At 55.4% G+C, this 26,069-nt stretch carries 22 protein-coding genes; 7 read left to right on the top strand and 15 right to left on the bottom strand.

Annotated features, from left to right (window positions below; genetic code table 11):
* The first annotated feature begins 10 nt into the window (after positions 1–10).
* The 7 genes from AC27K1_RS14820 to AC27K1_RS14790 all read left to right on the top strand — a co-directional run bounded on the left by AC27K1_RS14820 (position 11) and on the right by AC27K1_RS14790 (position 8,716).
* Complete coding sequence (locus AC27K1_RS14820) at positions 11–682, top strand: putative ATP-dependent zinc protease (RefSeq protein WP_487151593.1); 672 nt, start codon at positions 11–13, stop codon at positions 680–682.
* 384 nt (positions 683–1,066) lie between these two features.
* Positions 1,067–2,812: a sensor domain-containing diguanylate cyclase gene (locus tag AC27K1_RS14815; protein WP_487151592.1), complete on the top strand. Its 1,746-nt coding sequence runs from the start codon at positions 1,067–1,069 to the stop codon at positions 2,810–2,812.
* A 157-nt stretch (positions 2,813–2,969) separates the two neighbouring features.
* Positions 2,970–4,862 (top strand): hypothetical protein, encoded by a 1,893-nt coding sequence (locus AC27K1_RS14810; protein WP_487151591.1) that lies wholly within the window; start codon positions 2,970–2,972, stop codon positions 4,860–4,862.
* A gap of 316 nt (positions 4,863–5,178) precedes the next feature.
* Positions 5,179–6,759 (top strand): cytochrome ubiquinol oxidase subunit I, encoded by a 1,581-nt coding sequence (locus tag AC27K1_RS14805; protein ID WP_487151669.1) that lies wholly within the window; start codon positions 5,179–5,181, stop codon positions 6,757–6,759.
* Between the two features lie 14 nt (positions 6,760–6,773).
* Entirely contained in the window at positions 6,774–7,907 is a 1,134-nt protein-coding gene (cydB, locus tag AC27K1_RS14800; RefSeq protein WP_487151590.1) for a cytochrome d ubiquinol oxidase subunit II, read from the top strand.
* Between the two features lie 23 nt (positions 7,908–7,930).
* Complete coding sequence (gene cydX / locus AC27K1_RS14795) at positions 7,931–8,056, top strand: cytochrome bd-I oxidase subunit CydX (RefSeq protein ID WP_487151589.1); 126 nt, start codon at positions 7,931–7,933, stop codon at positions 8,054–8,056.
* A 282-nt stretch (positions 8,057–8,338) separates the two neighbouring features.
* Complete coding sequence (locus AC27K1_RS14790) at positions 8,339–8,716, top strand: hypothetical protein (protein ID WP_487151588.1); 378 nt, start codon at positions 8,339–8,341, stop codon at positions 8,714–8,716.
* 82 nt (positions 8,717–8,798) lie between these two features.
* Here AC27K1_RS14790 and AC27K1_RS14785 read toward each other — a convergent pair whose 3' ends face one another.
* The 15 genes from AC27K1_RS14785 to fliD all read right to left on the bottom strand — a co-directional run bounded on the left by AC27K1_RS14785 (position 8,799) and on the right by fliD (position 26,031).
* Positions 8,799–10,430: an N-acyl-D-amino-acid deacylase family protein gene (locus AC27K1_RS14785; protein ID WP_487151587.1), complete on the bottom strand. Its 1,632-nt coding sequence runs from the start codon at positions 10,428–10,430 to the stop codon at positions 8,799–8,801.
* 126 nt (positions 10,431–10,556) lie between these two features.
* On the bottom strand, positions 10,557–10,772 hold the full coding sequence (locus AC27K1_RS14780) for a hypothetical protein (protein ID WP_487151586.1): 216 nt from the start codon (positions 10,770–10,772) through the stop codon (positions 10,557–10,559).
* A 235-nt stretch (positions 10,773–11,007) separates the two neighbouring features.
* Positions 11,008–11,454, bottom strand: coding sequence for a DUF411 domain-containing protein (locus tag AC27K1_RS14775; RefSeq protein WP_487151585.1), 447 nt, complete (start codon positions 11,452–11,454; stop codon positions 11,008–11,010).
* 66 nt (positions 11,455–11,520) lie between these two features.
* A complete protein-coding gene (locus AC27K1_RS14770) occupies positions 11,521–14,652 on the bottom strand; it encodes an efflux RND transporter permease subunit (RefSeq protein WP_487151584.1) in 3,132 nt (1,043 codons plus the stop codon).
* A gap of 10 nt (positions 14,653–14,662) precedes the next feature.
* Entirely contained in the window at positions 14,663–16,450 is a 1,788-nt protein-coding gene (locus AC27K1_RS14765; protein ID WP_487151583.1) for an efflux RND transporter periplasmic adaptor subunit, read from the bottom strand.
* On the bottom strand, positions 16,447–17,751 hold the full coding sequence (locus AC27K1_RS14760; protein WP_487151582.1) for a TolC family protein: 1,305 nt from the start codon (positions 17,749–17,751) through the stop codon (positions 16,447–16,449). The genes AC27K1_RS14765 and AC27K1_RS14760 overlap by 4 nt, the downstream gene beginning before the upstream one ends.
* 138 nt (positions 17,752–17,889) lie before the next feature.
* Positions 17,890–18,333 (bottom strand): hypothetical protein, encoded by a 444-nt coding sequence (locus AC27K1_RS14755; protein WP_487151581.1) that lies wholly within the window; start codon positions 18,331–18,333, stop codon positions 17,890–17,892.
* A gap of 74 nt (positions 18,334–18,407) precedes the next feature.
* Positions 18,408–19,802, bottom strand: coding sequence for a cobyrinic acid a,c-diamide synthase CobB (locus AC27K1_RS14750; RefSeq protein ID WP_487151580.1), 1,395 nt, complete (start codon positions 19,800–19,802; stop codon positions 18,408–18,410).
* Between the two features lie 138 nt (positions 19,803–19,940).
* Positions 19,941–20,846, bottom strand: coding sequence for a flagellar motor protein MotB (locus tag AC27K1_RS14745; protein ID WP_487151579.1), 906 nt, complete (start codon positions 20,844–20,846; stop codon positions 19,941–19,943).
* 6 nt (positions 20,847–20,852) lie between these two features.
* Positions 20,853–21,713 carry a flagellar motor stator protein MotA gene (gene motA / locus AC27K1_RS14740; protein WP_487151578.1) on the bottom strand — a complete coding sequence of 287 codons (861 nt, stop codon included), beginning with the start codon at positions 21,711–21,713 and terminating at the stop codon, positions 20,853–20,855.
* Positions 21,707–22,444 carry a sigma-70 family RNA polymerase sigma factor gene (locus AC27K1_RS14735; RefSeq protein ID WP_487151577.1) on the bottom strand — a complete coding sequence of 246 codons (738 nt, stop codon included), beginning with the start codon at positions 22,442–22,444 and terminating at the stop codon, positions 21,707–21,709. The genes motA and AC27K1_RS14735 overlap by 7 nt, the downstream gene beginning before the upstream one ends.
* Positions 22,445–22,882 (bottom strand): flagellar basal body-associated FliL family protein, encoded by a 438-nt coding sequence (locus tag AC27K1_RS14730; protein WP_487151576.1) that lies wholly within the window; start codon positions 22,880–22,882, stop codon positions 22,445–22,447.
* A 33-nt stretch (positions 22,883–22,915) separates the two neighbouring features.
* Complete coding sequence (locus AC27K1_RS14725; RefSeq protein ID WP_487151575.1) at positions 22,916–24,097, bottom strand: hypothetical protein; 1,182 nt, start codon at positions 24,095–24,097, stop codon at positions 22,916–22,918.
* A 69-nt stretch (positions 24,098–24,166) separates the two neighbouring features.
* A complete protein-coding gene (fliS, locus tag AC27K1_RS14720; protein WP_487151574.1) occupies positions 24,167–24,559 on the bottom strand; it encodes a flagellar export chaperone FliS in 393 nt (130 codons plus the stop codon).
* A complete protein-coding gene (gene fliD / locus AC27K1_RS14715) occupies positions 24,559–26,031 on the bottom strand; it encodes a flagellar filament capping protein FliD (protein WP_487151573.1) in 1,473 nt (490 codons plus the stop codon). The genes fliS and fliD overlap by 1 nt, the downstream gene beginning before the upstream one ends.
* Positions 26,032–26,069 lie beyond the last annotated feature (38 nt).

Below are 26,069 nucleotides of genomic sequence, written 5' to 3'. Positions count from 1 at the left end.
CAGGACTTCTATGACACGCTATAGCAACACATTGATCATGACCGCCTGCCTGTTATTGATAGCAGGCTGTCAGTACAACCAGGACACGGCGCCGCACTACTCACCAGTCAGACTACCCGGCCTGTCCTTCCCACCCGAAAGAACCCATATAGTGGGTACCAACCAGGTTTGCCCTCCACCGGATGTCAAAACACGTACGGATACTGTCGAGATGTCAGCAACCATTAACGGACTCCCCGTCATAGGTTGCGTCGAGTCCGTCTTTCTACACGCTGCCAACCAAACCCTGGACGCCCTGATAGACACGGGTTCAACCACCTCTTTTCTGGCCGCAGACCATATTGTTCAGTTCGATCGCGACGGCAGCCGGTGGGTACGATTCCAGATCGGCAGACAAGCTACTACCCCCCAATCTCAGGAATTGACTCTACCGGTTTCCAACCGGTCTCGCTCACGTCACAGCAGTTCACGCAGCTCCACAAACCCCAGTGTCAGGATGAAAGTCACACTGGGAGATATTGACCTGTTTACTGACTTCACACTAATGGATAGCAACCAGCTGAGCTTTCCTGTCCTGCTGGGCCGCAACTTCCTGAAAGGCAACGCCATCGTCGATAGCAGCAAAACCCATATCGCCCGGAGCCACTCTCTGATACTGACCGAGCTGGCAATATCAGACTAGGTTATTACGTTTTTTCATCATGGATCACTGTAGCTTCCCCAAACAATAAAAGAGACCTTTAAGAAAAGTGGGGACAAAGCCACATGTGACCATTTAGGACACCTTTGAACACAACCAGTGTCGCAAGGCGTCACTTATTACAACACAACTGACGTTTAATGCCCTGTAGCGACGCCCGATACCACTGCCACAGGGCATTGTAAGAGACACCACAAGAACGTTACGATAATTGGCCTAAGGATTGCTCAAGGCATGAGACCCTTTTCACAATAATAAATACTGAGAACAGGGGTTACATCAAGGATGTGTATTACCCATACAGACACTGTGTTTTCACATAAACTCCCAATATCAACGGCATTGCTGTCAACTGTTGCCTGTTTGTTGTCAGCGCCAGCAGTAGCGGCTGATCAGTCAGGCAATACATCACTGACAACGTCATCACCGGTACTGGAACCATTAACCGGGCAAGTCCTGACGCTCTCACTGGGCATGCTTCTGGCATTGATGATTTTCAACATCTGCATTTTCATTCGTGCGCACAAATCCAGCTATCTGTTCTTTGCCATTTATACGGGTGCGACCCTGCTTTATCTCGTATCCAGCGATTTCTCACGCTTTGACTTGCCAACGTTCACGCTAGATAACTGGGCCAGTCAACAACCCCTGTTTTTCGGCGCCATTGCTGCCGCGTTTGCCATTCGGTTCATGTTGTCTCTGATTCCAATCAAAGAGGAATCACGTCCCGTTTATATTGCTTGTCGTACGCTCTATTCCATCCTGCTGCTAATAGCAGGCAGTTGCCTTCTGAATTTCCAGTCCCTGAATCAGCCTCTTACGACACTATTCCATAGTATGCTGGCAATCACTTTTATCGTGCTGAGCGCATCCAGCCTGGTACTTGTCAGAAAAGCACACAGCAATGCATCGTTCTTTTTCATGGGGTGGCTGGTCATCAGCCTGGGAAGCCTTGTCAGCCTGTTAGCCATTGAGGGCTACACCATCGACGTATTCCGCTGGACATATTATCCGGCACTGGTTATCCAGGCGATTGCCTTCAGCCTGGCTTTGCCTGCCTACACCACCGCCCTTTATCGTACCTATCAGCAAAACTATGCGCTGATGGAAAACAGCCTTCAACGACATTACCGTCATCGACGCATATACAATGATGCAGTCAAACATTACCTGGATAACCTCAACGGCATGGACGAGGAAGCGATAGGCTCTCGCCTGCTTTCCACCCTGAACAGCCTTTTACCGATCAATACCTGCGCCCTTCTGCATATAAGAAATAACCAGATATCGGTGATCGGCCTGAGTGGCCAGCAGAAAATTCTGTTTGAACAACTGGTGGATGGACGCCTGACATTACTGGGCAACATTGCCCGCTCGGCAGAAGAAGCCACCCTGCAGATGCAATACGGCCACCATCAGGCCGCATCGGTCAGTATTATTCCTGTACTCTGGGAATCCAGTCATACATGGACTGTCGTGTTACTGCGCCAATACGACAATACACCCCTGGACAAAGATCAACTTCAGCTGGCCAGCGATATCGCCTCCCATACCCGCACCCTGTTCCAGGCCAGCAAGCGTTACGACGAACTTCGTCGTGAAGCGGACTTGGATGACCTGACCGGCATGTGCAACCGCCGGGCGTTTCAGCGGGAGGCCACCGCCATGCTGAAGCGTCTGCAGCAGGAAACCAAACCCGCCACCCTGTTATACATGGACATCGATCACTTCAAACCACTGAATGACACCTATGGTCATGCCTTCGGCGACAAGGTACTACAGATGTTTTCCGACGTCTGCCGCGACAACCTGCGCAGTCGTGACCTGCTTGCCCGCATGGGTGGAGAGGAATTTGTCGCCCTGATTCCCCACGCGACACCGGCAAGGACCGAGCAAATCGCCGAGCGTATCCGCACAGGCTTGTTAGCACTAAAGTTCGACGAGCTGGATTCGGAAAAAGTCACTCTCAGTATTGGCCTGTCCAGCACTGAACACTGCGGCTACAACCTCGATCGCCTGCTCGATTCAGCTGACCGGGCGCTATACCGGGCCAAATCGGACGGCCGAAACCGGGTCAGGCATTCCGAACCCGAAACCCATTCCCTGCTATAACCCACAACTACCGAAGCCGGGTGCGGATTGGCGTATTAATACATATGGGAATCCGCGCCACCCCCTATACAATCAGTACCAGAAAAAACGTGGCGCAATCTGCCTGCACATCCTTTTCAGCCGTTCACCCGGCAGTCAAAAACGACCAGAACAACCCATGTGGCCGGTACGAAAAAACAAGCAATATACCCACCGCTCAGCTGACACACTGGCCATGGAGGCCCGTGGACAGGGGCTGCTCGATAAAATCCGCACAGCCCCCCATAAGGAACCCTGGGGTATTACGTTCCTGATGCTGGCCTGGACCGCCGGCCCGGTCACGTTTATTACTGCTTCAAGTGCGTATTACATCGGCTACGGTACATTTCCACCACTGGATCGCGCCATCTACTTCCTGGCCTACTCACTGATTGCCGGTCTGCTGGGTATCGCCACAAAACTGATCTACAACACCACTCACGGCCACCGGGAAAAGAAGGATGAAAAGAACCTGCTGGAAGTCATCGACTGCCTGCCGGAACTCCTCTATATGGTTCGTGACCTGCGCATGGAAAACCTGGGAGAAGACAATCGCCGTATTGAATCCGCCGGCATTATCCTCCGGAAACTGGACCTGGGACCTGCCTGGGTCGCCCTGGCGATTGAAGACCTGACCGCTGACGCACAACTGGCCCGGCAAGCCGAACACATTGAGCTGTTTCGCCGTGCAGGCCTCTATAACCGGATGCAGGACATCGTCCACAATATCCGCGAACAAACCCAGGAAGCCTACGACACACTGCGTCAGACACATCCCCGCATTGCCGAGGCTATGCGTCAGCGCCTTACCGGGCGTGTACCCAGTGTGCGCCAAGGCATACCACGGGAAGAGATGTTCCTGGAACGCATTCTCTCTGCGATCGAGCAGGACAATGAAGACCTCATGACCCTGCACGATGTGGAGGAACTGCTGACCCTCTGCTTTGAATTAATCTGCGGTCGCCGTATCCGTTACCTGAAATACCAGTACAGCGGTGACTGGACGCTGGCCCGTTCCATGGACAGCCTTGAAAAAGAACGCAACAACTACCGGCTGGCCCGTGCGCGGGTCAACAGTCGCCTGCGGGCACTAACCACCTACCTCAACTACATCGAACCACGGGAAGATATCAATACCGCGCCGGGCCTAAGCCCCCGCCACCTGTTGACAGTTGCCGTTGACGCCATGGACAGTTTGTCCCGCCAGGTCACTGAATGCCGCCGCATTACCAACCATACCGGCAAGCAGCTTATGGCTTTGCAGATCAAAACCCTGCAACTGGAAAAAGCCATTGACCTGTACGAACGCGCCTTCGAAGCTCAGGAAAGATTGACCCGGGAAAACCGGCGCTTCAGCCGGGCACTGAAAGTTTGGCAGTTGCGCAGCAAGCATTATGAAGAAAACAGCGGCGACCAGGTCCGGCGCTCGCTGAAAATCTCGGAACAAAGTATCGCGCTGGATGATGACGAGAAGATCAAGGTTGCCCGACAGTTAGCCCAGCTGCTGGAAGACAACCGCATCCGCCGCACCAGTGATCGCAGCATGGACCACGCCCGCAGCAGCAACGAGAAACGCCTGACCCAGTCCCGCGCCCGGGAGCTGGCTGCTGGAATCGCTGTCATCCTCGGCCAGAGTATCGACCTGAGTAATCCGGCCATCCAGCGTGCTATCGACAGCACCCCTGCCACCAGCCTGGGGGCCATTGAACCGGGCATGAGCCCCATGATCAAGGCCTCGGTTGGCAAGGCCATGGCGAATGCCGTGGATGTCAGCCTGGCTGCCATGGCGGAACGGCTGGCCCAGAACCTGATCCGCTATTACCGGGTGCCACTGACCCGGGGCACCATGGATTTCCTGGTCGACAACTACCAGGCCAGCCGCGAGAAACTGGAATTTATCGCCGAACATGAGGCCCCGGTGAGTAACCAGCAGACCCAGCTCAATCGCGCCCCCATCGAAATTCCCGGCGTGCACAAAATCTGGCAAATCAGTCTCTACAATGCCCGTCGCACACTGGAACTCCACACCTGATGCGCGGTCTAAAATGTGTACGTTCAAGCCAAGTTGAATTATTCAACAAAATGTCTGGCGCGGGACACAAATATTGATCCAGATCAATTTCTGGACTATCAGGACACCTATAATTCTCGCTGCCAGTCTAGGTATGTAATACCTCCGAAGATTGCACCGTTCCATCCTTGTATCGGGAGAGTATTACAGCCACCTGGCCAGCAGCCGGAGAGCTGTGGCGACGCAGGGAAACCGTCGTATTGCATACAACGGGAAAGGTCTCCTGAGAACGGTCGGTGCAGGCACTTTTCCCCCAAGCCACACCAGCGAGGATAGAATGATCCCGGATGAAGTAATAGACCTCTCGCGTCTGCAGTTTGCACTGACGGCGATGTACCATTTCCTGTTTGTTCCCCTGACACTCGGCATGAGCTTCATGCTGGCCATCATGGAATCGGTCTATGTCATGACCGGCAAGCAGATCTATAAAGACATGACCAAATTCTGGGGCAAGCTCTTCGGCATCAACTTTGCCCTGGGCGTCGCCACCGGTCTGACCATGGAATTCCAGTTCGGCACCAACTGGTCCTACTACTCCCACTATGTAGGGGATATTTTCGGTGCGCCGCTGGCCATTGAGGGCCTGATGGCATTCTTCCTGGAATCCACCTTCGTCGGGATGTTCTTCTTCGGCTGGGATCGCATGAGCAAGGTTCAGCACCTCGGCTGTACCTGGCTGGTCGCGATCGGTTCTAACCTCTCCGCTCTGTGGATCCTGGTGGCCAACGCCTGGATGCAGAATCCTGTCGGCGCCGAGTTCAACTTTGAAACCATGCGCATGGAAATGACCAGCTTCGGTCAGTTGTTCTTCAACCCGGTCGCGCAGGTCAAGTTCATCCACACTGTGGCTGCCGGTTATACCACCGCCGCCATCTTTGTCCTGGCGATCAGCGCTTACTATATGCTGAACGACCGGGATGTCCCGTTTGCCCGTCGTTCCTTTGCGGTTGCCGCCGGTTTCGGTCTGGCATCCATCATGTCCGTTATTCTGCTGGGTGACGAATCCGGCTACAAGCTGGGTGACGTACAGCAGGTGAAACTGGCCGCCATCGAAGCGGAGTGGGATACCTACGAAGCCCCGGCGCCGTTCACTGCATTCGGCTTCCCCAACCAGGAAGAAATGCGTACCGACTACGCCGTCAAAATCCCCTGGGTAATGGGCATCATCGCGACACGCTCCCTGACCGAAGAAGTGCCCGGCATCAAGGATTTGCTGGTTCGCAATGAAGCCCGCATTCGTGACGGTATGGAAGCCTATCGCCTGCTCGAAGAGCTGAAGGCCGGAAACGATACCCCGGAAATCCGCGAACAGTTCAAGGAAGTCGAAGACACCCTGGGCTACGGTCTTCTGCTGACCCGTTACACGCCTAACGTTGTGGATGCCACCGACGCCCAGATCAAGCAGGCGGCGGAAGACACCATTCCGCAGGTTGCTCCGCTGTTCTTCGCGTTCCGGATCATGGTTGGCCTGGGCTTCTTCATGCTGCTGATCTTCGTGACCGCCTTTATCAAGACAGCACGCCGGACGGAATACCAGAGCAAGCGCTTCCTGAAGATTGTCCTCTGGTCACTGCCAGCGCCCTGGATTGCCTGTGAAATGGGCTGGTTTGTCGCCGAATTCGGCCGTCAGCCATGGACCGTCGCAGGTATGTTGCCGACGTCACTTTCCGCGTCCAGCCTGACCGCGACCGATCTCTATATGAGTATTGCCGGCTTTACCCTGTTCTACGGTATTTTCGCGGTGGTCGAATGCTACCTGATGATCAAGTATGCCCGTCTCGGCCCGAGCAGCCTGCACACCGGCCGTTACCATTTTGAAAAACAGGCTGAATTGCCAGCCGGCATGGCGACACACTGACGGGAGGATGGAAGATGATCGAATATGAAATGTTAAAACTCCTGTGGTGGGTACTGGTCGGCGTGCTGCTGATCGGCTTTGCCATCACCGACGGCTACGACCTGGGTTCTGCCGGTCTGCTGCCCTTCCTGGGCAAGAATGACAACGAGCGTCGTGTGATCGTCAACGCGGTCGCCCCGCACTGGGATGGTAACCAGGTGTGGTTCATCACCGCCGGCGGCGCAATTTTTGCCGCCTGGCCCATGGTCTACGCCACCGCGTTCTCCGGTTTCTACTGGGCCATGGTGCTGGTGCTGTTTGCCTTGCTGATGCGCCCCCTCGCGTTTGAATACCGTGCGAAAGTTGAACCGCACCAGCGCAAGTGGTGTGACCTCGGTCTGTTCATCAGCGGCACTGTGCCGTCACTGGTGTTCGGTGTAGCGTTCGGCAACCTGTTCCAGGGCTACGATTTCACCCTGGACAGCTACCTTCGCTCCACCCTGAACGGTTCCTTCTGGAGCCTGCTCAACCCGTTCGCACTGTTGTGCGGCGTGGTCAGCCTGACCATGATCCTGATGCAGGGCGCCTGCTGGCTCGGCCTGCGCACTGAAGGTGGTGTTGAGAAACGCGCTGTGATCGCTGCCCGTCGTCTGGCCGTTGTCGTGATTATTGCTTTTGCCGTGGCCGGCTTCTGGGTTGCCCATATCCCCGGCTTTGAAATCACCAGCGTGATTGACGGCAATGCCGCTTCTAACCCACTGCACAAGACGGTTGTTGTCGTGGAAAGCGGCCGCTGGCTGGCGAACTACAGCAAGTACCCGATCACCCTGCTGGCGCCGGTCATCGGCTTCCTGGGTGCCATCGGTGTAATCCTGCTGGCAGGCCGTAAGCCTTCACTGACGTTTATCAGCAGCTCCCTCTGCCAGCTGGGCATCATCACAACAGCGGGTGCTTCTCTGTTTCCGTTCATCCTGCCCTCAAGCAGCAATCCGGCTGTCAGCCTGACCGTATGGGATGCCACTTCCAGCTACCTGACCCTGGGCATCATGAGCTTTGTGGCTGCGCTTTTCGTCCCGATCATACTGGCTTACACCACTTGGTGTTTCTACAAGATGTGGGGCCGTATCAGCGTGCAGCACATTGAAGACAACAGCCATTCACTGTACTGAGCGCAGACGAGGAGAATAACGTTATGTGGTACTTTTCCTGGATTCTCGGCGTTCTGCTGGCCTGCTCCTTCGGCATCATCAACGTGATGTGGTATGAGTTTCAGGCAGGCGGTTTTGAGAATGAAAACAACGAAGTAGACGATAAGTAATCGTTTTGGGGTCCAATTTTCTGGACCCCAATTTTTTTATAGTGTGAAAAATAAAGCGCAATGGATGCAGACAAAATTCCGCTCTATCACCAACAGTTAAAGCCTCATCCATTAGGGCAATAGTCATCCCCTCACACTGGCAAATTGATCCTGGCTCATTAATGGCAAAAGTTTTCCTGCCATTGATAGCGTTATTCAGTGAGCTATCAGCTTCACAGAACACCTATTATTGACCCATATCAGTACGCACTTGCCGAAGCCAATGAATACTTGTCATGCGTCATGTGGCGCGCAGCCTGCCGTGAGCGTATGAACATCAACTGGGAAGCCCTGATTCATCTCGACAAAATCAGTCAAATGACCTGTTCGAGAATCACCGTTTTACAACTTCGAATAATTAAACAACTTCACGATACCCCTAACCTTAAGCTAACCGCGTTATCTGACAGACTGTGTGCGGGTCGGGAAACACTGCGTCAGAACCTGGTCAAACTCGTTGACCGGGCAGGACTGCTCGAATGCAATGATGAGGGCGCGTATTGCCTGACCAATCAGGGCCAGGAGTGGTACCAGCAACTGTTTGCCGACGGTGAACTGTCTTTCACCATGCCGGTACCTGCCTTTGACGTTGACCGTTCCCAAGCCATATACAGGATTTAATGGTATTGATCAGAACAGGATTAAAGGCCTGACATTCAGGCCTTTGGTTGCTTACCGCTGAAACTGTAAATAACGCATTCAATCAAGCCGTCATCGCCACACATTCACCGCTGACAGGCGCTGTATATTTTTCACCATTCAGCCTCGCAGGAACGCCATTGATAAAGACGTGCTCAATGCCATCCGGGGCGGCATCGCTGCATTCCCGTGTCGTGTTATCCCTGACTTGCTCCCAGTCCAGCACCACAATATCCGCAACATAACCATCTTTGATAATGCCCCGATCAGCAATACCAAAACGCTCTGCCGCCTGGGCGGTCATTCGGTGTATCAGCGTTTCCATTGGTATCTTGCCCGTCTCCCGCGCCATCTGCAGGAACCGGGGGAAGGCTCCATAGGTCGCCGCGTTCTCGACACCGGAGGGTTCAGGCCAGGAATCCGTCATAAACAGCGCGGCGGGATGGGTCATCAAACGCTCCACGATCTCGGGCCCGTAATACTTGTGCATAATCATGCGAGCTTCAGCACGGGACTGATCCAGAATATCCACCATCACCTGAAACGGCGACAGCCCAACCCGTTCGGCAATATCGGTCAAAAACAACCCATTGTAGGGCTGATAGGCGGGACAACCGGCTTCGCTGATCTGAATGCAGTCATATCCCAGGCCCAGCGACCGGAACGCCAACCAGGCTTCCAGACGCAACCGCAATAGCGGCAGTGACTGTTTCAACACCCCGGGCATACGAGCCATTACCCACTCGGGCAACAGCGTATTCAACAAGGTGGCGCCAAAGGGATAGGGAAACATATCAAATTTGACATCCACTCCATCCGCGATGGCCCGGTCAAATTTGGCAATGGCTTCATCAAGAGTTTTCCAGGTGCTTTCCCCCACAAAAATCAGGTGGGAAAACTGCAGGCGCACACCGGTTTCCCGCGCCAGCTCCAGCATCTCATCGATCGCACGCAGGTTATGGGCTTTCCCGAAAGGATTCATGGGATAGGTGCCTGACAGGCTGGAATAGGCCTTGGCATGCACGGTCAGCACCTTGTCATGCTGCTTCACCAGCCGGGCGACGGCCTTCAGTTCTTCATTACCGGCAAACACACCCGGCTTATATTGAAGCCCCAGAGATACCCCGGCGGCGCCCTGGCACAGGGCTTCATCCAGTAGGGACAGCATTTCAGCCCGCTGTTCAGACGACAGGGGGCTGGCGCTAAACCCGTTCAACGACGTACGACACACACCGTGCCCTACAAGGCTGACCAGGTTGGGGCCACACCCATGCCCCTGGATGCGCTGCTGATACCCCTTGAAACTATGCCAGCTGATGTCGCCGTGGCCTTCCTTGAACAGGGAATTTTCAATCAAATGCTGATGGGGCGTATTGCATTTAAACCCGAACGGGCTGAAGCCACAGTTGCCCACCACCATGGTGGTAATGCCCTGGGCAATGAAGGGATCAAAATGTTCGGGGGCATTCTCAATGGCGAAGTAATCCATGTGACTGTGGACATCGATAAAGCCGGGGGCGATCACCTTACCGCCACAGTCGATGGAGGTGGCATCTGTCACCCACTCGCCCGGCTTGAGCACACGCAGGCGACCGCGATCCATCAACACATCGGCTTTTCTGGGCATAGATCCCGCCCCATCGACCAGCAGGCCATTTTTGAGCAGTATTTTATTATTGTTCGTTGCCGTGCCCATGGCTACCTCGCACTTGTGAGACGATAGTACAGCAATAGAATATTGCCCATCACACTAATGCGATTAACGACAGAGTCAAGGTATTTATCTGAATTGTTATCAAGATGCCCTACTGCTTTTATTACATCAGGCCTCCAGCGCTTCCCGTAGTGCTTCTCTCACCTGATTTTGCAATGCCTGACTCTTTTCTGTCGTTAACCTGGCACGCCGAAGCTGTCGTTCTGCCTTGGCCAGCTGGGCCTTCAGGTCATCGACTTCTCGCTCAAGGGCGCGCCGTTTTTCGCGATCCTCACGCGCCCTGTCCCGCCACTTGATTGCCTGTTCTTTCCATCGGTCAGTCATTGGTTCACCCCGGTGCCTGATGGTGATCCTTACTTATCGTTCACAACAATGGTCACTGAGACTGCCTGCACAGGTTACTGCGAATACGCGACAACTAACAGGGCTGATTGTGGCTATAAGGTGACATTGCCTGCCTAACCTGACGTGAAGCAATACGCTCGACGTTGGGAGCCAGTGCACAGCCCGCAACGTCGATGGTTACTCACCTGATGGTCGGCAAAATCACAGCTCCGCCTTAATGCGAGGCATACACGCTGGTCTTCCCATCCTTGGTATAACTGATGGTGTTATACGCATCCTTCCGATCCCCATACTCCATCCCCGGGGAACCCATCGGCATACCTGGCACGGCCAGCCCGCGAATGGCCGGTTTTTCCGTCAACAGGCGCTTGATGTCAGACGCCGGCACATGCCCTTCTACCGCGTAACCACCGACAAACGCCGTATGGCAGGAACCCAGTCCATATGGCAGGTTGGCTTTTTCCTTGTACTTATTCATATCCTCCACATTGTGATTCATCACCTTGAAGCCGTTGGCCTCCAGGTGGTTTGACCACTCCGTGCAGCAACCGCAGGTCGGCGATTTATACACCATCACCATGGGAAACGATTCCTCCGCGAAACCGTTCACGGATGCCACGGTTAACACAGTACCTAACAGCAGTGATTTAACGTTTTTCATTGCATTCACTCCATTTCTTCCTAACCGGCAGCGCCTGATGACGCTGCATTTTACTTAACTAACGATTCAGGCGTCTGCCTTAACGGCGGTTCGCCCATGCCACAGGAAATAAACGGCAGGTACCAGCACCAGTGTCACGATCAATGAACTGGTAATCCCACCGATCATCGGGCCGGCAATGCGCTGCATGATTTCCGCACCGGTGCCGTCGTTCATCATCACCGGCACCAGGCCAAACAGGATGGTGCAGACAGTCATCATGATCGGCCGCAATCGCAGCACAGCGCCGTCTATCACCGCATCACGGATGGCCTCCTGAGTGAGCGGAAGCCCCTGTTCCTGCCCCCGTAGACGGCAGTCATCCAACGACTGGTTGAGATACACCAGCATCATGATGGCATTCCCCACCGTCACTCCCGCCAGGGCGATAAAACCGACACCAACTGCGACCGACAGGTTGTAACCCTGCAATGCCATCAGCCAGATGCCGCCTATTAAGGCAAACGGCAGCGTACCGAGAATCGCCACCACCTCGAAGGCACGCCGGAAGGTCAGGAAGAGGATCACCGTGATGAAAAACAGGGTGGCCGGAATAATGATGCCGAGTCGTTCATTGGCCCGCTCCATGTATTCATATTGGCCGGTCCACTCCAGCGCATAACCGGCCGGCAGCGTCAGTTGCTCCCGTACCAGCGCCTGCGCCTCGCGCACCCAGGAACCCAGGTCCCGCCCTTCGATATCCACCAGCACCCGTCCGGCGGGTCGGGCATTCTCGGAACGGATCGCGCCGGGGCCGTCTTCAATCACGATATCCGCTATATCCCCCAATGCAATGCCCTGCCCGGACGGTGTCACCACCGGCAGGATTTCCAGCGCTTCCACCGAATCCCGGTAGCTTTGCGGGTAACGCAGGTTCACCGGGTAACGGGCCAGCCCCTCAACCGTGCTGGTGACGTTCATGCCACCAATAGCGGAGGTCGCCACCGCCTGGATATCACTGATATTCAGTCCGAACCGCGCCGCCCGCGCCCGGTCTATATCCACCCGGATATAGCGGCCGCCCACCACCCGTTCCGCGTAGACGGAGAGTGTGCCGGGCACCGTCGGAAGCAGCTGCTCCAATTCACGACCAATGCCGTCAATACGCTTGAGGTCGGGCCCCGTCACCTGAATGCCGACCGGTGTCTTGATACCGGTGGAAAGCATGTCGATGCGCGTGCGGATCGGCATGACCCAGGCATTACTCACACCGGGCAGTTTCACCCGCTGTTCCAGTTCCGCGCGCAAGGTATCCGGAGTCACCCCGTCCCGCCATTCGCTGCGGGGTTTGAGCTGCACGACGGTTTCAATCATGGTCAGTGGTGAAGGGTCTGTCGCCGTTTCCGCGCGGCCGACCTTGCCGAACACCGTCTCCACTTCCGGTACGGTCTTGATCAGGCGGTCTGTCTGCTGCAGCAACTCCCGGGCCTTGCCGACCGAGAGTCCGGCATAGGTGGTCGGCATATACATCAGGTCGCCTTCGTCCAGATCCGGCATGAACTCGCTGCCCAGTTTGCTCGCTGGCCATAGCCCGACCACCATCAGCACCCCTGCCGCGGCCACCAGCCACCGGGCATGAGTCAGCGCCCCTTTCACCAGCGGGCGATAGGCCGCCATCAGAACGCGGTTCACCGGGTTGCGGTGCTCTTCCATCACCTTTCCCCGCACCAGGTAGCCGATCAGAATAGGCACCAGGGTGATGGTCAGGCCCGCCGCCACCGCCATGGCGTAAGATTTGGTAAAGGCCAGCGGTGAAAATAACCGCCCTTCCTGCGCCTGCAGGCTGAACACCGGCATGAAACTGATCGCCTCGATCAGCAGCGAGAAAAACAGCGGCGGCCCCACTTCCAACGACGACTGTTGCACAATTGCCCAGCGATTGGCTGCCGTGACCTTGACCCGCTGCAGATGCTTGTGGAAGTTCTCAATCATCACAATGGCGCCGTCCACCATGGAGCCGATCGCCACGGCGATGCCGCCCAAAGACATGATGTTGGCGTTCAGCCCCTGCACGTACATGATCGCAAACGCACCCAGAATCCCCAGCGGCAGGCTAATGACCACCACCAGCGACGAACGGAAATGCAACAGGAACAGGGCGCAGATCGCCACGACGATCACAATCTGGATCAACAGCGTATGGGTCAGGGTCGATACCGCTTCCGAGACCAGCGTGGAACGGTCATAGGTTGTCACAATCTCCACACCATCTGGCAGACCCTGCTGCAACTCGGCCAGTTTCTGCTTGACGCCATCAATGACTTCCCGGGCATTTTCGCCATAACGCATGACGATAATGCCGCCGACCACTTCCCCCTCGCCATTCAGGTCCGCAATCCCCCGGCGCATCTGCGGGCCCTGGCGGACGTCTGCAACATCTCCCACCGTCAGCGGCGTGCCGTCAGCAGTGACTTTGAGTGGCACCTGCCGTATATCCTCAACACCCTGCAGATAACCGGTAATGCGCACGATATATTCCGCCTCGGCCATCTCGATGGCGGACGCACCGGCCTCGCGGTTGCCTTTCTCCAGCGCCTGACGGAGTGTCTGCAGGGGAATGCCGTAAGCCCGCAGTTTGTCCGGGTCCGCCACTACCTGGTACTGCCTGACCATGCCGCCCACCGTGGCCACTTCACTGACACCGGGTACCGACTGCAGCGGGTATTTCAGGTACCAGTCCTGCAGGCTTCGCAGCTGCGCCAGGTCATGCTGTCCGGTGCGGTCGACCAGGGCATAATTGAACACCCAGCCGACACCGGTGGCGTCCGGCCCCAGCGCCGTGACAGCGGCATCAGGCAAACTCGACTGCACCTGATTCAGGTATTCCAGCACCCGCGAGCGGGCCCAGTACATATCCGTGCCATCCTCAAACAGGATGTAGACGTAGGAGGTGCCGAACATGGAGGAACCCCGTACATCCACTGCTCCGGGCACCGCCATCATCGCCGTGGTCAGCGGATAAGTCACCTGGTCTTCCACCAGCTGGGGTGCCTGACCGGGGTAGTCTGTCTTGATAATCACCTGCACATCCGACAGGTCCGGCAAAGCGTCCACCGGCGTGTTCCGGGTCACCCAAGCCCCGGCAAACAACAGCGCCAATGCTGCCAGCAACACCAGGAAACGATTTCCCAGTGATCCGCGAATAATCGCTCCGATCATGGTCGTCTCCTCAGTGTCCCATCTGGCTGTGGTCCATCATTTCATGGTTCATTTCGCCATGATTCATCTGACTGTGATCCATCATGTCGTGGTTCATCTCGCCATGATTCATCTGACTGTGATCCATCATGTCGTGGTTCATTTCGCCATGATCCATCTGGCTGTGATCCATCATGTCGTGGTTCATTTCGCCATGATCCATCTGACTGTGATCCATCATGTCGTGGTTCATTTCGCCATGATTCATCTGACTGTGATCCATCATGTCGTGGTTCATTTCGCCATGATCCATCTGGCTGTGATCCATCATGTCGTGGTTCATTTCGCCATGATCCATCTGACTGTGATCCATCATGTCGTGGCTCATCTCGCCCTTTGTCATCGCCACGACCTGGTAACTGCCTGCTGGCATTTTCTCCATTTCAAAGCGTATGGCCTGCCCCTCATCAAACGCACTGATGCCAACCTCTGGGGACAAATCGAAATCCATCGTCATGGCGGGCCAGCCCCATTCCGGTACAGGATCATGGGTAATCGTGAGCACACCGTCTTTCTTTCGATCCAAAGTGCCCGCCGTCCACACTCGATCACGGGGTGAGGATTCATACCGGGTCAGGTCAGCCGTCACGCTAGACTCCGAATCCAGCAGGAACTGGGCTGATGTCACGACCTGCTCGCCCTGGTGCAGCCCTCGAAGAATCTCCACCTGTCCGCCGACAATCCGGCCACTGTCCACCCGGACAGAACGGAACTGGCCATTGCCCAAAGCCTTGACTACCCGTTCCTGGTCACCGGTCAGGATTAACGCTTCCCGGGGGATGGTCAGCGCCTCAAAGGCATCAGTCACAATGCTGACCCGGGAATACATGTTGGGTTTCAATGCATCATCGGGATTATCAAACCGGAGTCGTACACGCAGGCTGCGGGTCTGTGCGTCCAGTTCCGGATAGACATAGTCCAGGGTGCCCTGCCACGTTTTACCCGGCAGGTAATCCACAGTCATGGTCGCGGCCTGACCGGCGCGAACCAGCGGCGACTGACGTTCAAACACATCCACCACCACCCAGACAGATGCCATACTGGCCAGCTCAACCAGCAGGCTGGATGGATGGATATACCCACCCTCACGGATATTGAGTTTCGAGACATAGCCATCCCGTGGCGCATAGACCGACAACGTTCGCTCAATACGCCGGTTGCTGACGATACGGCTGATGGTCTGTTCTGGCACATCCAGCGCAGCAAGGCGCTCGCGGGATGCCCGAATCAGCCCGGTATTGCCTGAGCGAAGCGCCGACAGCAGTTCATCCTGGGCATTGACCAGCGCCGGAGAGTAGAGGTCAAACAGCTTGTCGCCCTTGCGCGCATCATCGCCGACTGACGACACCTGCAGGTTTTCAACCCAGCCCTGCACCCGGCTATTAATCTGCAGCAGGCTGTCTTCGTTATATCCAATACGTCCCACTGTGCTTATCTGTGGTTCCAGGGTCTTCAGGCTCGCAGTCTCAGTGCGCACTCCGAGGTTATTCTGGACTGCTGAAGAGATAGTCACTGTGCCTGGGGTTGTGTCCGCCGCGCCCTTCTCCTCATAGACCGGCACCAGATCCATGCCCATTGGTGATTTACCCGGCTGGTCGCGCCGGTAATTGGGATCCATCGGCGCTACCCAATAAAGTGGTTTCTTTTCCTTGTTTTCCGCTGAAATCGCATCACTGTGCGGTGCCAGAACATACTGAGCCACCATACCGGCGGAAAAGGCAACCACCGACGCCAGACTGATCAGGGTAATTGTCTTCATTGCAGTTCCTTCTTTTCGTCTGACAGTGACTGACTATTCACCGGCAGCAGGTAATGCAAACGCGCTTCACTCTGCCGTGTATCCGCCTGAAGCCGTTTATAGGCCAGAGTGAGATCCAATCTGGATTGATAGGCCTGCATCACGCTGGTGAAATCCGCAGTATCGGCCTGGTAGGCCTTGAGTGCTGCATCTGCCTGACGCGTAACGGTGGGTAAGAGCCGGGTCTTGAAGAGTGCAAGCCGATCTTTCAGCCCGTTATAGCGTGCAGCTTCAGCCTGCAAGGTTCCCTGCAACTGCTGCAGCGTATCCAGACGTGCAGCCGTGCTGGCTTCGCGTCGGTACTGGCTGGCAGACAGCTGGCGGTCCTGGCTATTGCCGGTGAAAAACGGGATATCCAGCATCACCATGGCCGAGAACCGGTCACGGTTATCCGTCATCCCCATCCCGCCCATATCGCCCTGTTCGCGACCATAGGTCAGCTCCACACCCCACTGCGGCTTATAGTTTTCGCGAGCCAGGGCAACATCCTGGTCAGACTGTTCAATGGCAAGATCAGTCACCCGAACCTGCGGATGGAATAGCAGTGCCTGGTCTGTTATCGCGGGCAATGCTGGCAGGGTAGGTAATGTTTCACTGACAGAGACCACCGGCTTCTGATCCAGCCAACGCGCCAGGCGGGCACGGCTTTCATTAGCACTCGCTGCGGCAGTGGTTATACGATCATCCAGCCGAGACAGCACCACTTCCGCCTGCAGCACATCCTGCTGGGTTTTACGACCCTGGCTGTACATGGATTCGGTGACCGTTACCAGGCTTTCAAACAGGTAACGATCCTGACGCAGCTGTTGCAGCGACTGTTGCCAGTACCAGGCATCCAGCCAGGCCAGACGGACATCCCGCACCACAGACAAACGACGATCGTCTGCCTGTTGACTGGCGGCCGCTTCCTGCAACTCACCTTTGCGGCGGAGGATGGCGGCGTTGTCGCCCCGGGGAAGCATCTGCTCCAGTTTCAGCTCAAGCATGCCCTGGTCAAAGGGATCCAGGTCATCCCCCGGCAGGTTCATGGTACCAATGGAGAGTTGGGGATCAGCCCAGCTCTCTGCAGCAACGGCTTGCTCGGAAAAGGCGCGGGCCTGCGCCTGCAGGGCACGAGTGCCAGCATCAGCCGACAGTGCCTGCTGTTCGGCAACCGTTAAGGAAAGCGGACTGGCAGATGCCGACAGCGCAAAGACCGACAACCACGCCAACCATAGCGGGTTACGGTTCGGGGCCGCAGAAAAGCGACGTAAGAAAAACATGGTGTTTCTCCGTTGAGGAGCTGTCAGCCTGGCTTTTTGTCAGACGACCAACCAGAGTCAATGACGCCAAGACAGGCGCAAACTAACGACAGCTCATGGGCAATAACGGGTTCAAATCAGGGTTATTGCGTCAACGGACTATTCGAGGAAGGCGGCTTTCGCCAGATAGATATCGGGTAGGGAGGTTCGTATGTCCGGCTCAGTGAACACCTGCCAGTTACGGGTTTGCGGCACCGGGTCGAACATCGGTTGCACAACCGTAAACAACAGCATGAAGAGCGGTTTCAGATCCGGTGTAGAAGACACCTGCAGAGCAGGTGCATCACCTTCACAGTCAGGACAGACGGCATCTGCCATGATGGCTCTGGATACCGGACTCTCTGGCTGGCAGCAGTCGTGTGCCATGCCATGACCGGTATCCATCATATCCATAACCATCGCGCTTTCCATGGGCGACGGATGCATGGATTTCCCTTCAGCGACACTCATCAGACAAAACTGCAGCACAGACAGCAGCATCGCAACCAGCAGGACGATACCGACAGGACGTCTATGATGGCGGTGCAGTGATGTCAGTGTCATACGATCAGGGATTACTATTCTCCGGCTAATAGTGTGATTTCGGCGGAAACAAGTCAATCATATGATCACATCCATTAAACGGTTTCTGACGCTTGATCCGGGGTTTGCATCATCGACTTAATGAGATTGCCTGCCATAAACAACGTTGCAGCTGCATGGGGGGCGCTGGCGAAATAGGCATGATGGTAAGACGCCTGGATACTGCCTTGCCGATAGACAGCCTCCCCCGTGTCTGAGCCATAACGCGCCCGCTGACGCCGGGTATGACGCCAGGGCTCCATGGATGTTGTCATGGTGGAATAATGGAAACTGTGGCCACGCAGTTCCCCTTCTGGCAAATCCAGTGCTTCCATACCCAGGTTAACCAATCGTTCCTGCAGTGTTGCCGAACCCGGCAGCAGTCCTGCCATCATACCCGTTGTTCCATGACGGTCAGTCAACGATTCCAGCAGGTAAAGCATACCGCCACACTCAGCGTACAGTGGTCGGCCAGCCGCCACATGCGCTTCCAGATCAGCTACCAGCGCACAATTTTTCGTCAGCGCGGCCATATGCAGCTCCGGATAACCACCGGGCAGCCAGACTGCATCACATTCCGGCAGACGATCTCCAGCTACAGGCGAGAATATCTGTAACTCCGCGCCTAACGCTTTCAAGGTGCGAAGGTTTGCCGCATAGATAAAGGCAAAGGCATCATCCCGTGCAATCGCAACACGACAACCGTTAAGTAATGGCTTCACACTGTCGCGTTCCGGCAACATAAATGTCACTTCGGGAGGCAACGCACCGAAACCGCGGCTTTCCAACAAGGCTGCGGCCTTATCCAGCTGCTGATCCAGGGTGGTTGCCAGTTCGCTGGCCTGAACAAGCCCCAGGTGCCGTTCCGGCAGCACCATGGCGGAATCGCGTGGTATAGCGCCGATCAGGGGAATGTCCGCCGACAAACTCTCCCGCAGTAACTCAACATGGTAATCGCCGCCTACCTGACCGGCGATTACCCCCGCCAATGGTGTATCCGGTTGATAATGCTTGAGCCCGTAAGCCAGTGCACCAAAACTCTGGGCCATGGCGCTGGCATTGATCACTGTCCAGATCGGCAGACCCAACTGACGTGCCAGTCCGGCCGGTGGCGAATCGCCATCAAACAGTCCCATGGCCGCTTCAACAATCAGAACATCATGACAGGCTGCCGCTTCCGCCAACATAAATCGGGTATAGTCGTCCGTGGTCATCCAGGTATCGACGACATCGACCGGGTTACCGCTGGCCTGTTCATGGATCATGGGATCCAGGAAATCCGGTCCACATTTGAACACCTTTACATTCAGCCCCTGGTTGCGATACAGGCGGGAAAGTGCAGCAGTAAACGTGGTTTTTCCCTGACCGGAGGCAGGGCTCGCGATCATGACAGCCGGGCAGGCAAACTGTTTAACATTGGCAGGTGATAGTGAAGCGGAATGGTCGGTCATAGGCATACGCCAGCAGTGTCAGCATTAACAGGAAAGCCGCGAACAATACTCGAAAAGTCTGCCCAATGTCCCGTGATATGCGTCAACAGCCAGTACTTTGTTCACGTAACTCTGGTTGTTTATTGGAAAGGCAAACGGTCATAACGCAATTTGATTGGCTTTCGCCTTGTCAATCGCCTGCTCCAGCTGTGTTGCCGGCAGGTCAAAATCGCCTTTTTTCTGCATCGAATGCTTCACATAACCGGCGCTTTTTCGGGACAGTACCATAATTTCGATGCGTCGGTTGTGCTGGTCTTCCGGGCTGAAACCCTCTAACGGCGCCTGGTCCGCCATGCCGACAACCTGCAGTACCTTGTTCTCTGGCAACCCTCCGAAAACCAGTGTTCTGCGTACTGTATCTGCGCGGTTAGCCGACAGTTTCCAGTTATCCATGGAGGATGCCGACGACCAGGGTGTGGCATCGGTATGCCCGGAAATAATCATTTTATTGGGGAATTTTGACAGGATGGGCGCCATTTCCAAAAACAGATCCTCATACAGGTATGTCAGGTCTGATTTTCCTGCCAGAAACATAGGTTCATTGTTAATCTCGGGGATCGTCAGTATCAGGCCGTTGGGTATACGCTCCACTTTATAGGACGACCGCATACCACCACGGCCTTTCTGCGGACCCGCTTTCGACAATTCAGCCGCCACACCATTCAATTCATTCACGCCAGGCGCCGTATTGCCCGCCAGTTCGAACCCCTCGTACCCTGTCGCCTTGGCACGCACCGGCGTCATGGTGCCCTGGTGCACAGACGTTGCACCGTCCATTCGGATCGGATTATCACTGGAAGGGTGCTTGAACATACCCGGATTGGAAAAATAGTCCGCGATCACTTCCTTTTGCAGGCGGTTGGTCGCAGCTACCAGCCATAGCACCAGGAACAGCGCCATCATCGCGATAGCAAAGTCCGCAAAGGCCACTTTCCAGGAACCACCGTGGTGACCGTCATGGGAGACATGCACCACCCGCTTGATAATGACAGGATGTTCGGACACTGCCTTTTACTCCCCGCCCCCTCTCAGCCACTGTTCCAGTTCAAGGAACGTCGGTCGTAGTTCGTCGTAGAGCACCCGTCGTCCGGCATCGACGGCCAGGATCGGCGGTCGCCCCAGCTGGCAGGACACCAGCGCTGACTTGACGCAGTCAAAGGCCAGGCATTCATTCTGCGCGGTATAGCTCACTGCACTGGCCAGTGGCCCTACAATGCCGTAGCAGAGCAGAATACCCAGAAATGTGCCCACCAGCGCTGCCGCCACATGGGCGCCGATTTCGCCGATAGGACCATCCATTGACTGCATGGTTATAACAATCCCCATCACCGCCGCCACAATACCGAATCCCGGGCAGGCATCCGCGATCGACTGTAACGCATCACCGGGTCGTTTAAGGTCTGCCTCAAGCGTATGAATTTCCTGCTCCAGCAACCCCTCAAGCTCATGCGGCGTAATGTTGGTCATGCCCGTGATGCGCAGGTTATCTGTGATGAAATTCAACAGTCGTTTATGGCCAATGATGCGGGGAAAGGCCGCGAAGATTTCGCTGTTCTCTGGCGCTTCAATGTGATCCTCTATCCCCGCCGCCCCCTGGGTTCTGAGCAGATCAAACAGCTGGTATTCAAGCTTCAGCAACTCCATGAAAAAGTCTTTTTCAAAACCGGCCTGCTTGACGATGACATAATGCAGGTGGGTCGCCACCAGTTTTTGGACAGACGACGGATTCGCCACCATGAACGCGCCAACTGCAGCCCCCACAATGATGACAATCTCTGCCGGCTGCCATAATGCCATCAGCTTGCCGTTGGCCATGGTAAAACCGCCGAAGACACTGAGCACCAGTATCAGGAATCCCGCCAGCCTTAACATGATGCATCCTCCACCGGGTTCAACAGGATTCGCAATTTCAACAGGCATTGTTTGTGGATCTGGCTAACCCGGGCCTCAGAGATCCCCAGACCTGCGGCAATTTCCTGCATGGTCAACTCCTGGCCGTAGTACATTGACAACAGCTGTCGTTCCCGGGCTGCCAATTGACCAACGGCCGCTGTCACCTGCACCTCTGTTTCCCGACGTGACACCGTGCTTTCGCAGCCGGCATCACTGGCTGGCTGGTCAGGCTCCGGGGGCAACACCTCCAGCTGACCCATATGGATGTCATTGAGGCAGTGCTGGTAATCGGTCAGTGACATGCCCATGGCCCGGGCGATCTCCCGCTCTACAGGCAGACGTCCGAGAGACTGCTCCAGCCTTATCATAACCTGACTGATTTTACCGGCCATTTTCCCAATCCCCCGGGGGCGCCAGTCCTGGCGACGGACTTCATCAATCATCGCCCCCCGGATGCGCGGCAGGGCGTATGACCAAAACACGGCGCCCGCATCCGGTTGATAACGCTGAAGTGCTTCCAGCAGGCCGGATAGCCCTGCCTGAACCAGGTCATCCATCATGTCATCCGCCTGCAACCGGTCAGATACATAACGCGCTTGTCGTTTAACTGCCGGCAACCACCGGATAATCTGATGCGCATGCCGTGTTCGTGTATTCGACAGCTGCGTCGTCTGATAACGTAATGGCGACTGTGGCAGCGTACCGTTCATTTACTGGATGACCATGCTGGTCAGAAACAGGTCATCCACACGCTGGCGATGAAGATGCACTTTCGCCACTTCCCGAACCCGTTCAAGGGCGCCTTTACGCATGACTTCACGCTGACCGGTATCATCCATGGCTTCATAGTACTGGTTGGAAAAATAATCACTGAGGGTATCGCGCAAAACCGGTTGGTATTGCGCCAGTTCTTCCTGGTATTTTTTGCTGGCCACCTGGATGGCCACCTCAAGCTGAAGGTAATGAATCTCCTGTTCCTGGCTGCGGAGGTTAACCACGATATGATCAAGCGTGACAAAGTAGGGCAGGATCGCCTGGGTGCTATCTTCCGCCTTTATTTCGTCTTCTGACAAAAAAAACATCGCAGCACCACCGGCAGTCAGCAGCGCAACAATCGCAACAACACCCAGAACCCACTTACCTTTCATACGCTGGAACCACTCCACGCCGATGGTTGAATCTCAGGCAAACAGATCCACCAGTTGATTGGAAGCCTGCAGGATCCGGACTGACGACAATGGCCCATCACTTAGGGTGTCATTCGTCGAAGCCTGGGAGAATGAACCCTGAGGATCACGAGCTGGAGACTCTTGATTGCCAGAAAGGCCGGTTCCTGACCAGGCAGCCTTTTCCACACTGACCGCAACACTTCCCGGTGACAACCGTCCTTCCCCCCAGGCAGGATTTTCCAGCATCAGCCTGACACTATCGCCATGTGCACAGAGAAGATGGTGGTCCGTTGCCGTTTCGGTCATGAGTTGTACCGATAGCGCCTGATCCTGTTTTTTCACAGCAATCGTCAAATGCCCCATACCCGGAGGTTCCACGCCCAGCTGTAGATGATTGGTATCTGCTTTTAAGAGTGTCACTGCAGGATCAGCGGAGGCGGGAGAAACCGACACCAGTGAGAACGTTGTTTCTTCAGCCGGCACGGCTGATACCACAGGAACCGGTGGGGGTTGAACTATTCCACGCGCCTGGTTCATGACTGGCAACGCGGCTGTATTTGAATAGCCATCACTGTCGAACGCAGTCACTACAACATTGGCATCAACCGACAGGGAACGCTCAAGTTCGAGGGGCTCAATGGTCGTGGTAGCTTCCAGGTGACAGGGTTTTTGCTCGCTCACTGGATCACGTTGGGAGACAGCATTGTGTTGATGAAAAGATGAAACCGGTTGCCGATTGGCCGAAGCATCGGGCACAAAACGACTCAGGGTGTCTGATGTACCGTCCTTGCTGACGGCCTGTATCGGCAGTTCCGCATTATCAGGGTCAGCCGGATAAATGACAGGTGCCGGTATCGCAACAGATTCGTGACTTTGATGAAATAAGTCAGCATCTGCTTTAACTCGATCCGAATCACCCTTTGATTTTATTTCAGACAACGCTACATTCGGCGCCGGTGCCTGGTCGTCATCTATAGGCGCCGCCAAGTTCGAAGTCGCCTGCGAATCACTACTGTCAGCATCAATGGCAATCTGTAAGAGCGATGAAAACGCAGGTATTCCCTCCAGTGATGACAACTCATCCCCCGACGCCAGACAATCACCCGGAACACCGCATACGCCGTCAGCAGTCTCATATTCTGCTGAGTCCATCGCAAGCGAGGTCAAACCGGCAGGGGAAAAAAGAGTCAACATACACAGGCAACTGCAATCGCTGTTAAGGGAGGTGAGCCATTCGGCCCGGTGGTATCGCCTTGGGCAATATTAGACTATTTCATCCCACGCGGATTTTAGCGTTTTCACCAGATTGGCGATCTCAGTGATTATGGCCGGTTCATTGGCACGGCTGGCCTGAAGTAGCCGCAGCATGCAGTAGCGATACAATTCATCCAGGTTACCGGCGATAGCGCCGCCCCTGTCATGATTAAGCGACGACTGCAGGCAGGTAAAAATATCCAGGCAACGACCCACCGTTTCTCCCTTGGCTGCCCACATCTGTCGCTCCATATACCCCTGGGCCTGCACCAGCTGGTTTAATAATGTCGTATACACCAATACCAGGCGTTCACCCTGGTTTGCGGCCATTGAGCGGTTACGCAGGGTATCGCCGTAGCCATCTGCTAACGGTTTGTTGTGACTGCCCATGGAGTACGCCATTACCGTTTCCCTTTCTGCACATTAAGAAGTTGGCTGGTCAGCAGATCAAGACGCTCACCCACGGCCTTGAAGCGTGCAATTTGACGATCCATCTCAAAGAATTGCCGCTGGGTGCGATCCTGGATCACCTGCTCATACAGAGACAACTGTTCACGCTCCATGACTACCTGGTCAAGACTATGGGAGAGCGTATTTACGCGGGTACCCAGTACGCCCGATGGCCCTGCCCACTGGGTCATCACCTTGCTGACCGCTGACATAATGCCACCACGACCCGTCATAAAGGCTTTCACATCAGCCCCGTGCTGTTCCAAAGCGGTGACCAGCCTGGATTCATCCAGCCACAGCGTACCATCACGCTGGGTTTCAATGCCCAGTTCCACCAGGGAGTGAACACTACCCTCACCAACCGTCTGCCGTAGCACTGTACGCATCTGGTTCAGCAAATCGTTCGCCATGCGGGCTTCCATCCGACCGGCACGGTCATCATGGAGCCCCGGGCGCGCCGCCTCGACCAGTGCATTGCATGTCTCTATGAATAACGACACTTGTTCAATAACAGGTTGATAGTCTGACGATACTGAGACCAACACGGGATGCCTGGAATCTGAGTGAAGCAGATCCAGTGTGATGCCCGGTATGACATCCTCAACCCGGTTATCATGGCTGACCAGCTCAACGCCATCCAATGAGAAGCGTGCATCACGCCCGGGCTCTACAACCCGGAAAGACTCAGCCAGTGCAACCCCGCTCCCCTGACCGCTAACCCGGATCGCCTTGTCTGCACCCGGTTCTGTAGCGCTCAACAACAGCTGCTCACCACTGACGTCTTTTAATACATCCATCCGGGCGCCGTATTGACGGGCCACGGCATTGACCGCAGCCGCAATGGCCTGCAGGGTCATGTCAGCCTTGATATCCACTTTGAACGTGCCGCCGGACACACTGATTTCCAGGGCACCTTCACCGGGACGAAATACGGGTGAAAAAGGACCGGCCAGCAATTTTTCCCGTGCGGCCAGCTCATGGACAACAATCTCGTGGGCGCCACCGGCGTTTGGCTTGCCGGTGACCGACACCCGCACACGGTCGTTTTCTGCACTATTCCCCCGCCAGGTTTGCCAGGTATGTTCCAGTGACAGCACGGACGCCTGTTGCTGCAGGGGATTGGCGACTGACAACAATTTTCCCAGCCCCGTCAATTCCACTTCCGCTGCTTTTTCCCGACGTTCAATCTGCGCCTGCCTGGGTGCAATTTCAGCCTGGGTGATGGCCTTCACCATTGCCTGGACATCCATTCCTGTGCTGTTGATATTCAAGGGAGGAACGTTCATTGGCATAGCCTGTGTGCGCTTTCGGGCATTGTGTGGCGGGGCTGGGCGTAATCCAAGCAGATTGCCACTTAACTGTCGTTTATCTGCCGCTACCCGGCTTATCCGATACAACGCCCTGACTGGCATGACGCGTAGCATGATAATGTCCTCATGCTACGCGACCGGCCGTCATTCAC

It is taken from the genome of Kistimonas ophiarachnellae (assembly GCF_057552235.1).
Note: the sequence above shows the minus strand (reverse complement) of the source record. Positions and strands in the feature narration are given on the sequence as shown.